Origin of the sequence: Curtobacterium sp. NPDC092190, assembly GCF_044755625.1 — a bacterium.
Lineage (GTDB): Bacteria > Actinomycetota > Actinomycetes > Actinomycetales > Microbacteriaceae > Curtobacterium.
Genome location: NZ_JBIVRJ010000002.1, coordinates 351,156 through 363,404 on the forward strand (window position 1 = coordinate 351,156; position 12,249 = coordinate 363,404).

11 protein-coding genes are annotated in these 12,249 nt (G+C 69.6%); 4 read left to right on the top strand and 7 right to left on the bottom strand.

Annotated elements, in window-relative coordinates; genetic code table 11:
* The first annotated feature begins 98 nt into the window (after positions 1-98).
* The gene (locus tag ACIQFY_RS05830) at positions 99-1,430 is read left to right on the top strand and encodes an ABC transporter substrate-binding protein (protein ID WP_400338729.1); all 1,332 of its coding nucleotides are present in this window, start codon (positions 99-101) and stop codon (positions 1,428-1,430) included.
* Between the two features lie 75 nt (positions 1,431-1,505).
* A complete protein-coding gene (locus tag ACIQFY_RS05835) occupies positions 1,506-3,332 on the top strand; it encodes a beta-galactosidase family protein (protein ID WP_400338731.1) in 1,827 nt (608 codons plus the stop codon).
* A gap of 9 nt (positions 3,333-3,341) precedes the next feature.
* Here ACIQFY_RS05835 and ACIQFY_RS05840 read toward each other — a convergent pair whose 3' ends face one another.
* Positions 3,342-3,644 carry a biopolymer transporter Tol gene (locus tag ACIQFY_RS05840; protein ID WP_400338733.1) on the bottom strand — a complete coding sequence of 101 codons (303 nt, stop codon included), beginning with the start codon at positions 3,642-3,644 and terminating at the stop codon, positions 3,342-3,344.
* 45 nt (positions 3,645-3,689) lie between these two features.
* On the opposite strand from ACIQFY_RS05840, the gene ACIQFY_RS05845 reads away from it, so the two are divergent.
* Entirely contained in the window at positions 3,690-4,763 is a 1,074-nt protein-coding gene (locus tag ACIQFY_RS05845; protein ID WP_326495311.1) for a spore photoproduct lyase family protein, read from the top strand.
* A 65-nt stretch (positions 4,764-4,828) separates the two neighbouring features.
* On the opposite strand, the gene ACIQFY_RS05850 is transcribed toward ACIQFY_RS05845, so the two are convergent.
* The 3 genes from ACIQFY_RS05850 to ACIQFY_RS05860 all read right to left on the bottom strand — a co-directional run bounded on the left by ACIQFY_RS05850 (position 4,829) and on the right by ACIQFY_RS05860 (position 6,664).
* Positions 4,829-5,005 carry a CsbD family protein gene (locus ACIQFY_RS05850; RefSeq protein ID WP_144411351.1) on the bottom strand — a complete coding sequence of 59 codons (177 nt, stop codon included), beginning with the start codon at positions 5,003-5,005 and terminating at the stop codon, positions 4,829-4,831.
* 130 nt (positions 5,006-5,135) lie between these two features.
* Positions 5,136-6,230, bottom strand: a complete 1,095-nt coding sequence (locus ACIQFY_RS05855; protein WP_400338735.1) for an SDR family oxidoreductase — start codon at positions 6,228-6,230, stop codon at positions 5,136-5,138.
* A gap of 35 nt (positions 6,231-6,265) precedes the next feature.
* The gene (locus ACIQFY_RS05860; RefSeq protein ID WP_400338737.1) at positions 6,266-6,664 is read right to left on the bottom strand and encodes a DUF3253 domain-containing protein; all 399 of its coding nucleotides are present in this window, start codon (positions 6,662-6,664) and stop codon (positions 6,266-6,268) included.
* Between the two features lie 124 nt (positions 6,665-6,788).
* Between ACIQFY_RS05860 and ACIQFY_RS05865 the strand changes: the two genes are divergently transcribed.
* The gene (locus ACIQFY_RS05865; protein WP_400339230.1) at positions 6,789-8,069 is read left to right on the top strand and encodes an alpha-amylase family glycosyl hydrolase; all 1,281 of its coding nucleotides are present in this window, start codon (positions 6,789-6,791) and stop codon (positions 8,067-8,069) included.
* Positions 8,070-8,172: 103 nt separating this feature from the next.
* On the opposite strand, the gene mmsB is transcribed toward ACIQFY_RS05865, so the two are convergent.
* From mmsB to chvE, 3 genes are all read right to left on the bottom strand, one after another.
* Positions 8,173-9,354 carry a multiple monosaccharide ABC transporter permease gene (mmsB, locus tag ACIQFY_RS05870; RefSeq protein WP_066655663.1) on the bottom strand — a complete coding sequence of 394 codons (1,182 nt, stop codon included), beginning with the start codon at positions 9,352-9,354 and terminating at the stop codon, positions 8,173-8,175.
* Entirely contained in the window at positions 9,341-10,891 is a 1,551-nt protein-coding gene (gene mmsA / locus ACIQFY_RS05875) for a multiple monosaccharide ABC transporter ATP-binding protein (RefSeq protein ID WP_066655660.1), read from the bottom strand. Before mmsA ends, mmsB begins: the two co-directional genes overlap by 14 nt.
* A 102-nt stretch (positions 10,892-10,993) precedes the next feature.
* Positions 10,994-12,127: a multiple monosaccharide ABC transporter substrate-binding protein gene (gene chvE / locus ACIQFY_RS05880; RefSeq protein ID WP_066655659.1), complete on the bottom strand. Its 1,134-nt coding sequence runs from the start codon at positions 12,125-12,127 to the stop codon at positions 10,994-10,996.
* Between the last annotated feature and the right edge of the window lie 122 nt (positions 12,128-12,249).

The window sequence follows — 12,249 nt, forward strand, 5'->3', positions numbered from 1 at the left end:
CCGGACGGGAGGCGCGCCGGCAGCCCGCCACGCGCCTCCCGACCGGGACACAGCAGCACCGCCCCAGCCCCAGATCACGAAGAAGTGGAAGGCAACCCATGAACAAGCGTCTCCGGCGCGGGCTCAGCGCCCTCGCCATCGGCGTCACCGCCGCCATCGCGATGACCGCCTGCGCCTCCGGCAGCTCCGCCGGCGGCTCGGCGGACGACATCGACAAGGCCCTCAAGGACGGCGGCACGCTGACCTACTGGTCCTGGACCCCCTCGGCCAAGGACCAGGTCGCCGCGTTCGAGAAGCAGTACCCGAAGGTCAAGGTCAAGCTGGTCAACGCCGGCACCGGAGCCGACCAGTACACGAAGCTGCAGAACACGATCAAGGCCGGCTCGGGTGCTCCCGACGTCGCGCAGGTCGAGTACTACGCGCTGCCGCAGTTCGCCCTGTCCGACTCGCTCGTCGACCTGTCGTCGTACGGCTTCGGCGACCTCGAGAGCAAGTTCTCGAAGGGCACCTGGAGCAACGTCGCCATGGACGGCAAGGTCTACGGCCTGCCCCAGGACTCCGGCCCCATGGCGCTGTTCTACAACAAGAAGGTCTTCGACGAGTACGGCATCGAGGTGCCGAAGACGTGGGACGAGTACATCGCCGCCGGCAAGAAGCTGCACGAGGCGGACTCGTCGAAGTACATCGCGGCGGACTCCGGCGACGCCGGCTTCACCACGAGCATGATCGCCCAGGCCGGTGGCACCCCGTTCACGACCGACGGCGACAAGGTCACCATCGACCTGCACGACGCCGGCACGCAGAAGTGGGCGAAGACCTGGGACCAGCTCGTCGAGCAGGGCCTGCTGTCGAAGACCACCGGCTGGACCGACGACTGGTACAAGCAGCTCGGCAACGGCCAGATCGCCACGATGGTCACCGGCGCCTGGATGCCCGGCAACCTGATGGCCAGCGTGCCGGACGCAAAGGGTGACTGGCGCGTCGCCCCGATGCCGACCTACGACGGCGGCCAGGCCCAGACCGCCAGCAACGGCGGCAGCTCGCAGGTCGTCATGAAGCAGTCGAAGAACCCGGCCCTCGCCGCCGGCTTCCTGAAGTGGCTGAACTCGTCGGAGGAGTCCACGAAGGTCTTCATGCAGTCCGGCGGCTTCCCGTCGACGACCGCTGACCTGAACTCGAGCTCGTTCCTGGACGAGAAGCCCGAGTACTTCGGTGGCCAGGAGATCAACAAGGTCCTCGTCGACGCCTCGAAGTCCTCGGCGAACGACTTCACCTACCTGCCGTACCAGGTCTACGCGAACAGCGTCTACGCCGACACCGTCGGGCAGTCCTACCAGAACGGCACCTCGCTCGAGGGCGGTCTGGAGGCCTGGCAGAAGGCACTCGTGAAGTACGGCAAGGACCAGGGCTTCACGGTCGAGAGCAAGTAACACCCGCGTTCCCCACACCCCGGGGCCGTGCGGACACCACGTCCGCACGGCCCCGTCGTACGAGAGAGACACACCATGCGCTTCGCCATCGGCGACTCCGACTTCCTGCTCGACGGCGAGCCGCACCGGGTCCTGTCCGGCGCGATCCACTACTTCCGCGTGCACCCGGACCTCTGGCAGGACCGGATCCGCAAGGCGAAGCTGATGGGCCTCAACACCATCGAGACCTACGTCGCCTGGAACGCCCACGCGCCGCGTCCCGGTGTGTTCGACCTGACCGGCGGCCTCGACCTGGGCCGGTTCCTCGACCTGGTCGCCGCCGAGGGCATGCACGCCATCGTCCGCCCCGGGCCCTACATCTGCGCCGAGTGGTCGAACGGCGGCCTGCCCTACTGGCTCTTCGCCGACGGCACCGTCGGCGTCCGCCGGAACGAGCCGGGCTTCCTCGCCGCCGTGCAGGAGTACCTCGAGCACCTCGCGCCGGTGCTCGTCCCGCGCCAGATCGACCAGGGCGGCCCGATCGTGCTCGTGCAGGTCGAGAACGAGTACGGCGCCTACGGCTCGGACGCGTCCTACCTGCGGGCGCTCGAGGAGATGCACCGGGCCATCGGTCTGACCGTCCCGTTCACGAGCGTCGACCAGCCGATGGACTCGATGCTCGAGGACGGCTCGCTGCCCTCGCTGCACAAGACCGGCTCCTTCGGGTCCCGCTCCACGGAGCGTCTCGCGCGCCTCCGCCAGGCGCAGCCGACCGGCCCGCTCATGTGCTCGGAGTTCTGGGACGGCTGGTTCGACAGCTGGGGCGAGCACCACCACACCACCCCGGCGTCCGCGTCGGCGTCGGACCTCGACGACCTGCTCGCCGCCGGCGGCTCCGTCAACATCTACATGTTCCACGGCGGCTCGAACTTCGGCTTCACCAACGGCGCGAACGACAAGGGCGTGTACCGGCCGATCGCGACGTCGTACGACTACGACGCTCCGCTCGACGAGGCCGGTCGCCCGACGGCGAAGTTCCACGCGTTCCGCGCGGTCATCGAGCGCTACGCACCCGTCCCGCCGCTGCCCGAGTCGATGCGGGAGGGTGGGTCGGGCCGCCTTGAATCGTATGATCGTTCGAACGGCCGGGAGGCCCGAGTAGCCCCCGCCACGGACCTCGCGGTCCGCCTGGACCGCGTCGCGTCGCTCCGCTCCCTGCTGCCCACGCTCGCCGACTGGTCGACGCACGACGAGCCGCCGACCTTCGACGCCCTCGGCGCAGCGAGCGGCTTCGTGCTGTACCGGACCGAGGTCGACCTGCCGGACGGCGGCGTCCTGACCGTCGGCACCGAGGTCCGCGACCGTGCGGTCGTCTCGGTGGACGGGGTCGTCGTCGGCGTCCTCGAGCGCGAGCACCACGACCGGGCGATCGCGCTCCCGCCGGTCACCGGCACGCTCGAACTCCTCGTCGAGGACCAGGGGCGCGTCGACTACGGCCCCCGCATCGGCGAGCCGAAGGGCCTGATCGGCGGCGTGGCCGTCGACGGTGTGCCGCTCGCCCGGTGGTCGGCGGCGCCGCTCGCGCTCGACCCGATCGCACCGGCGGCAATCGACCAGCTGGCGGCGCTGGCACCCACCGACGGTGACGTGCTGGCCGGGCCCGTGCTCGCCGCCGGGTCGTTCGACCTGAGGTCCACCGAGGACCGCTACCTGTCGCTCGACGGCTTCCGCAAGGGTGTCGCCTGGGTGAACGGGTTCTGCCTCGGGCGGTACTGGTCGCGCGGGCCGCAGCAGACGCTGGCCGTGCCGGGGCCGGTGCTCCGTGCCGGTCGGAACGAGGTCGTCGTGTTCGAGCTGCACGCCTCGGCGTCCCGCACGGTCTGCATGCTGCTCGAGCCCGACCTGGGGCACACCGAGGCGTAGCGGGCAGGGTCAGGCGTCGAGGGCGTCGAGGTCGGCCAGGGCGCGCTCGGCGTCGGCGATCCGGTCGGCTTCGGGTCGGGTCCACCACTCGGGGCCGCGCTCGCCGAGCCCGTGCTTCGCCAGGCCGTTCCGCTGCCGGGCGGCGGCGAGGGCGTCCTCGTCGCCGGCGCGCTTCGCCTGCCGCACGGCGTTGCGCCCGCGGCCGAGGTGCGAGCGCAGTGCCGCGGCGACGTCGTCGGGCAGCGCAGGGTCGGTGCGACGCCACCGGCGGCCGTCGACGACGAAGAAGTGGTCGTCGGGCTCGGCGGTCATGCTCCCGAGTCTGCACCGTCGGTGGTCGGCGGTAGACAGGTGTCGATGACGGAACCACGCGTGCGACCCATGCTCGACGTCAAGCGGATCTACGCCGAGGATGCTGCCCTCGAGCTCCCGCGCGGGCAGGAGGTCCTCGGGCGTTGGCCGGACGCCGAGATCGTGCCGGTCGCCTCGCACTGGAACATCCCCGAGGTCCACGGCGACGAGCGCAACGTGCAGCGCTGGGTCCGGATCAAGACCGAGGCGCTCGTGCTCGGCGTGAAGAAGTCGCTCGTCACCCGACCGAACGGGCGCTCCGCCGACTTCATCGCCCCGTCGACGGCGAACGGGTGCGCGATGGCGTGCGCCTACTGCTACGTGCCGCGGCGCAAGGGGTACTCGAACCCGGTGACGGTGTTCGCGAACATCGAGCAGATCACGAAGCACGTGGCGCGCAACATCGCGAAGCAGGGGCCGAAGACCGAGCCGAACCAGTGCGACCCGGACGCCTGGGTCTACGACATCGGCGAGAACAGCGACTGCTCGGTCGACGCGGTGATCAGCGACAACGTGCGCGACCTCTGCGACCTCTTCCGGATGACGCCCACCGCGAAGGCGTCCTTCGCGACGAAGTACGTCAACCGCGAGCTGCTCGACTGGGACCCGATGGGCCGCACGCGCATCCGGTTCTCGCTCATGCCGCACGAGACCGCGAAGGTCACCGACATCCGCACGAGCCCGATCGCCGAGCGGATCGCCGCCGTCAACGACTTCGTGGACGCCGGGTACGAGGTGCACCTCAACTTCTCGCCCGTGATCCTGACGCCGACCTGGGAGTCGGACTGGGCCGAGCTGCTGCGCCAGGTCGACGACGTGCTGTCTCCCGCGGCCAAGGCGCAGCTCGCGGCCGAGGTGATCTTCCTGACGCACAACCAGCCCCTGCACGAGGTCAACCTCGGCTGGCACCCGAAGGCCGAGGACCTGCTCTGGCGTCCCGACCTGCAGGAGCAGAAGGTGTCGCAGAACGGTGCGGTCAACGTGCGCTACCGGTCGGGCATGAAGGGGCAGCTCGTCGAGCGGTTCCGTGAGCTGGTGGCGGAACACCTGCCGTCCTGCCGCATCCGGTATGCCTTCTAGGCACCTCGCCCCGGAACGACGAACGCCCGCACCGCTCGAGCGGTACGGGCGTCAGAGCGCGAGGCTCACTTGCCGTCGAACGCGTCCTTGGCCTTCTCCTTGTCGAGGCGACCCTCGCCCATGACCTGGTCCTTCTGGCCCTGGTGCGTGAGCTCGGCGTCGTCGGTCTTGTGGCCGACGGCCTCCTCGACCTTGCCGGCGACCTTCTGGGTGACGTCCTTGGCCTTGTCTCCGAGCGACATGGTGTCTTCCTTCCTCCGGGAACCGCCGAGGGCTCCCGGCGTCTGTGGAACCGAGACAACCAGGGCGTCGGCGCTGGCTCGCGGCCCGGTCGGAGGTTCGTGTACCCCGACCGGGTCGCACGGGGTACGGCTACGGGACGAGCCGCTCGGCGCGGTAGCGGTCGAACAGGTCGGTGAAGGCCCGCTCGGTCCGGCGGAAGGCGGTGAAACCCGCCTCGCGGCTCTTGCCCATGTCGGTGACGACCTCCATCGCCCGGCCGAGGTCGGCGTCGGTGTGCCACCACGAGGCCAGCCGGGTGATGTCCGATTCGACCAGTCCGTACCGCTCGGCGATGCCGGCCCATGCACCCTCGTGCGGAGCCATCTGTTCCTCGAGCGGCCGAGGACGGTCCTGGTAGCCGACGACCCGAGCCGGGTCGACGCCGAGGTGTGCGGCGAGACGCGGCCACATCCACCGCCACCGGAACACGTCACCGTTCACGACGTTGAACGGCTCGTCCGCACCCTCGGGGCTGGTGGCTGCCCAGACCATGTGCTCGGCGAGGATGCCGGCGTCGGTCATGTCGGTCAGCCCGTTCCACTGCGCCTCGCTGCCCGGGAACACGAAGTCCAGGCCGAGCTCCTTGGCGAGGGTGGCCTGCACGGCGATGGTCAGGCCCATGTTCATGGCGTTGCCGACGGCGTACCCGATGACGGTGTGCGAGCGGTGCACCGACCACGTGAACCCCTGGCGCTCGGCTGCGGCGAAGAGCTCGTCCTCCTGCGCGTAGTAGAAGTTCGGGGTGTCGAGCCGCGGCTCCTCCTCGTGGAAGGGCGTGTCCGGCATCTCGCCCGCCGCGTACGCCTCGAAGGGGCCGAGGTAGTGCTTCAGCCCGGTCACCAGGGCGACGTGGGCGAGTGGCGCGTGGGACAGCGCGGCGAGCAGGTCGCGGACCATGCCGCCGTTCACGCGGATGTTCTCGGCCTCGGTCTCCTGGCGCTGCCACGCGGTGAAGAACACGTGCGTGGGCCGCTCGTCGGCGAGGGCCGCCGTCAGCGAGTCCGGGTCGCGGAGGTCGGCGGCGACGGCCCGGACACCGTCGCGCGCGAGCGGCCGACGGGAGAGCGCGGTCACGTCCCACCCGAGACCGAGCAGGTGGTCGACGAGGGCGGCGCCGGTGATGCCGCTGGCACCCACGACGAGGGCTTCGGGGCGGGCGGGGGTCGGTTCTGTGGTGGTCGTCATCGTCGGGTGCAACGCGCGCCGACGACAGGTGTTCCCTACCGGGGGCGTCGGATCCGGATCGGACCCTTCGCCGTGGACGGGTCGACCACGCTGCCGTGCTGGGTGATCTCGACCTCACCCCGCGCGACCATGCGGCGTGCTGCCCGCCGGGCGGGCTCCATCAGGGGTCGCCAGTCGTCGGGCTCGAGGGACCGCGCGACCTCGGACGGGCAGATGCTCGACGTCCGTGCACGGGCGGCGAGCAGCTCGTCGATCCGCTGCTCCAGGGCACGGTCGGTGGCGTCGACGCCGTGCTTCCGGCACGCAGCCGAGCACCACTTCGCGTCGGGGGCGGCGGACGAGGGCATCCGCCGACCGCACGACGCGCAGGTCCGTTCCGCGTGCGCCTCCTGCGATGCCGAGGCGTCCGCAGCGGTCCTGATCGCTCGTCCCATGCGCACCATCCTGGTCCTGCGGTCCGACACGACCCACAGCACAGGCTCGGCTGGCACGATCGGACCGGTGGAGCCCGAACCGAACGACCCCCGCCCGCACGGACCCGCCTGGGTCGAACACGCGATGTGGTGGCACGTCTACCCGCTCGGCGCGGTCGGCGCCGAGGTCCGTCCGACGACGCCCGTCGATGACCGTCCGGTCGAGCACCGGCTCCAGCGGCTCGTGCCCTGGCTCGACCACGTCGTCGCCCTCGGGCTGAACGGCCTGCTGCTCGGGCCGGTCTTCGCGAGCTCGACGCACGGGTACGACACCGTCGACCACTTCCGGGTCGACCCCCGACTCGGCGACGAGGCCGACCTCGTCGCGCTGGTCGGGGCCGCCCACGAGCGCGGTGTCCGGGTCGTGCTCGACGGCGTGTTCAACCACGTCGGGCGCGAGCACCCCGCCTTCCGTGCGCTCGAGGAACAGGGCCCGGACGCCCCGACCGCGGAGCTCTTCGCGGTCGAACGGTCCGGTTGGCAGGCAGGGGACCCCGTGCCGGTCCGCGACTTCGAGGGGCACGACATCCTCGTCGCGCTCGACCACGAGGGCCGCGCCGCCGAGGACCTGGTGGTCGAGGTGATGACCTACTGGCTCGCCCGCGGGGTCGACGGATGGCGGCTCGACGCCGCGTACGCCGTGCCGCCGTCGTTCTGGGCACGGGTGCTGCCGCGGGTGCGCGAGCAGTACCCCGACGCCTGGTTCAGCGGCGAGGTCATCCACGGTGACGCAGCTGCGATCGTCGCGGCGTCGACGATGGACTCCACCACGCAGTACGAGCTGTGGCAGGCGGTCTGGCACGGGATCGCCGACCGGAACTGCTTCGAGCTGGCACACGCCGTGGAGCGGCACGATGCCCTGCTCGCGACGTTCGTCCCCACCACGTTCGTCGGCAACCACGACGTGACGCGGATCGCGAGCGCGGTGGGGGAGCGGTTCGCCGGGCACGCCGCCGCGGTGCTGTTCACCGTGGCCGGCACCCCCGTGGTCTACGCGGGGGACGAGTACGGCTGGACCGGGGTCAAGGAGGAACGCGAGGGTGGCGACGACGCCGTCCGTCCGGAGCTGCCCGCGACGCCGCCCGAGCCGGACGACCTGACCCACGCGCACGAGGCCCTCGTCGCCCTGCGTCGGCGGAACCCCTGGCTGCACCGGGCGCACACCGACGTCGTCCACCTGACCAACACGGCCGTGGTCCTGCGCACCGCGACGGCCGACGCCGCGGTGGTCACCGCCCTGAACCTGGCCGACGACCCGGTGGAGGTGCCCGCGGCCGACGCGACACGGATCGAGGCGGGCGGGGGCGACCTGCGGGACGGCACCCTGCGCCTCCCGGCCGCCGCCTGGGCCGTCCTGACCGCCTGACGCTTCCGCGTACAGAACGAGGCTCGGGCCGGCGGACGGTTCCGCGGTCCCACGACCACGGAACTGTCCGCCGACCCGAGCCTCGGCGAAGGGGGATCGACCGCTACTTGCGCGCGGACGCCGCCCGGCGCTTGTTGAACACGTCGAACGCGACGGCGGCGAGCAGCACCAGGCCCTTGATGAGGGACTGGAACTCGGTGCCGACACCGAGGATCGACATGCCGTTGTTCAGGATGCCGATGATGAGACCACCGACGATCGCACCCGGCACCGTGCCGATGCCGCCGGTGACGGCGGCGCCACCGATGAACACGGCCGCGATGGCGTCGAGCTCGAAGCCGTTGCCGGCACCCGGGGCGGCCAGGTTGAGCTGGCCCGTGAAGACCACGCCCGCCAGGGCCGCGATGACGCCCATGTTCACGAAGAGCAGGAACGTGACGCGCTTGGTCTTGACGCCGGACAGCTGCGCGGCGAGGGCGTTGCCGCCGATCGCGTAGACGTGGCGACCGAACACCGAGCTGCGCATGACGACCGAGTAGACGACCACGAGCAGACCGAGGACGACGAGCACGATCGGGGTGCCGTTGTAGCTGGCGAGGAGCAGCGCCACGTAGATCACGAGCGCGGCGCCGAAGGCCGTCTTCACGATGAACCAGGCGAACGGCTCGCTCTCGAGCTGGTACTTGCGACGCGTGATGCGGCCTCGGAAGGCCGAGATCACCATGACGGCGGCGGCCGCGATGCCGAGGATCATCGTGAGCGGCTCGTAGCCCGTGGTGCCGAACGACGGCAGGAAGCCGGAGCCGAGCGAGCGGAAGCCCTCCGGGAACGGCGAGATCTGCTGGTTCTGCAGCACGATCTGGGTGGCGCCACGGAACGCGAGCATGCCGGCGAGCGTCACGATGAACGCCGGGATGCCGAAGTACGCGATCCAGAAGCCCTGCCAGGCACCGACGAGGGCGCCGACGACCAGGCAGAGGAGCGCCGCGACCGGCCAGGGGAGGCCCCACTGGGTGATCATGACGCCCGCCATCGCACCGCTGAAGGCGACGACCGACCCGACGGACAGGTCGATGTGGCCGGCGATGATCACCATCACCATGCCGATCGCCAGGATCAGGATGTAGCTGTTCTGGACGATGATGTTCGAGACGTTGATCGGGGCCAGCGTGATGCCGTTCGTCGCCACCTGGAAGAAGATGACGATGACGATCAGCGCGATGAACAGGCCGATCTGTCGGAGCTGCCCGGTGAGGTAGCCGGCGGCGGACTTAAGCGCGTTCATTGACTGGGGTCTCCCGTTCCTGGGTCATGTACTGCATGAGGACCTCTGGCGTGGCCTCGGAGCGGGGCACGTCAGCGGTGATCGTGCCCTCGGAGAGTGTGTAGATGCGGTCGCAGATCCCGAGCAGCTCGGGCAGCTCGGACGAGATCACGATGACGCCCTTGCCCTGGTCGGCCAGGTCGTTGATGAGCGTGTAGATCTCGTACTTCGCGCCGACGTCGATGCCGCGGGTCGGTTCGTCGAGGATGAGCACGTCCGGGTCGGCGTACATCCACTTCGACAGGACGACCTTCTGCTGGTTGCCGCCGGAGAGCTTGCCCGTCACGGCGTCGACGTTCGGCGCCTTGATGTTCATGCTCTTCAGGAAGCCGCCGGCGACGGTGGTCTCCTTCGACGCGTTCACGAAGCCCCAGTCGGCGAGCTTGCCCAGTGCCGAGCCGGAGATGTTCCGCTTGATGTCGTCGATGAGGTTGAGGCCGTACCGCTTGCGGTCCTCGGTGGCGTAGGCGATGCCGTTGTCGATCGCCCGGGTCACCGTGTTCGTCTTGATCGGCACCCCGCGCTTGTAGACGGTGCCGGAGATGCCGGTGCCGTACGAGTGCCCGAAGACGCTCATCGCGAGCTCGGTGCGGCCGGCGCCCATGAGGCCGGCGATGCCGACGACCTCGCCCGCGCGGACGTTCAGGTTCACCTGGTGGATGATCTCGCGGGAGCCGTCGAGCGGGTGGTGGACGGTCCAGTCCTCGATGCGCAGGAGCTCCTCGCCGATCTTCGGCTCGCGCTCCGGGTAGCGGCTGGACAGGTCGCGACCGACCATGCCGCGGATGATCCGGTCCTCGGAGACGTCGTCGGCGTGCATGTCGAGCGTCTCGATGGTCTTGCCGTCGCGGATGATCGTGACCTTGTCCGCGATCGCCTTGATCTCGTTGAGCTTGTGGCTGATGATGATCGCCGTCATGCCCTCGGCCTGCAGCGAGCGGATGAGCTCGAGCAGGTGCTCCGAGTCGTCGTCGTTCAGCGCGGCGGTCGGCTCGTCGAGGATGAGGAGCCGGACCTCCTTCGAGAGCGCCTTCGCGATCTCGACGAGCTGCTGCTTGCCGACACCGATGTCCGTGACCTTGGTGACCGGGTTGTCCCTGAGTCCGACGCGCTTGAGCAGCGCCGCCGCCTCGAGGTTCGTCTGGTTCCAGTCGATGAGCCCGCCCTTGACGCGCTCGTTGCCGAGGAAGATGTTCTCGGCGATCGACAGGAACGGGCTGAGGGCGAGCTCCTGGTGGATGATCACCACGCCCGCCTTCTCGGAGCCGTTGATGTCACCGAACTGCACCGGCTTGCCGTCGAGCAGGATCTCGCCGTCGAAGGAGCCGTGCGGGTAGACGCCCGACAGCACCTTCATCAGGGTCGACTTGCCGGCGCCGTTCTCGCCGCAGATCGCGTGGACCTGACCGCGCTCGACCTCGATCGAGACGCCCTGGAGCGCCTTCACACCGGGGAAGGTCTTGGTGATGTCCCGCATCTCGAGGATGGTGTCCGCCATGTGGACCGCCTTTCCGTCGTCCGCGCCTGGGCGCGGGTGGAGACGGACTGGAGGCGCGGTGCGGGGGTGCACCGCGCCTCCAGTCCTGTGGATGGTTGCGTCCTACTTGAGGTCGGCTTCGGTGTAGTACCCGCTGTCGACGAGGACCTCCTTGTAGTTGGCCTTCGTCACCACCGTGGGCTGGAACAGGTAGGTCGGGACGACCTTGACCTTGTTGTCGTAGCTCTTGGTGTCGTTGACCTCGGGGGTCTTGCCGGAGAGCAGGTCCTCGGCCATCGTCACGGACTGCTTCGCGAGCTTGCGGGTGTCCTTGTAGATGGTGGAGTACTGCTGGCCCGCGATGATCGACTTGACCGAGGCGGCCTCGGCGTCCTGGCCGGTCACGATCGGCAGCGGACGGTCACCCGAGCCGTAGCCGGCGCCCTGGAGGGCCGAGATGATGCCGATCGACATGCCGTCGTAGGGCGAGAGCACGCCGTCGAGCTTCGTGCCGCCGGAGTACGTCGACGCGACGAGGTTCTGCATGCGGGCCTTGGCGGTCGCCGGGTCCCACTGCTGCGTGGCGGCCTGCGAGAGCTGGTCCTGGCCGGAGCCGATCTTCAGCGTGCCGTCCTCGAGGTACGGCTTGAGGGTGTCCATCGCGCCGTTGAAGAAGAACCCGGCGTTGTTGTCGTCGAGCGAGCCGGCGAAGACCTCGATGTTGAAGGGGCCCTTCTTGCCGGTCTTCTCGCCCTTGTCGTCCAGCACGCCGAGCCCCGTGAGGAGCGAGGTAGCCTGGTCGACGCCGACCTTGTAGTTGTCGAACGACACGTAGTAGTCGACGTTCTTGTTGCCGGTGAGCAGGCGGTCGTACGAGATGACCTTGATGCCGGCCTTGGCGGCGGCGTCGAGCTGGTCGGAGAGTGCACCACCGTCGATCGACGCGATGATCAGGACCTTCGCGCCCTTGGTGATCATGTTGCTGACCTGCTGGGCCTGCTGCTGGACCTTGTTGTCGCCGTACTCGAGGTCGACCTTGTAGCCGGCCTTCTCGAGGTCGCTCTTGACGGCGTTGCCGTCCTTGATCCACCGCTCGGAGACCTTGGTCGGCATCGCGACGCCGACGAGGGCGCCCTTGTTGCCGTCCGCGGTGTCGCCGCCGCCCTCGGTGGACGCACGGCCGCCGGCCGAGCATGCTGCCAGGGAGAACGCGATGCCGAGGGCCGCGACCCCCGCGATGATCCTGCGCTTCATCATCGAAGTACCTCTGTTCCTCTCGCGTCGTCCTCGACGCGCTCGGGTGCTGGGGCTGCTGTGCCCCGTGGGATGTGCTCGTGTGAGCGCTCACATACTGAGGGTTCCGTACCGGGGTGTCAACT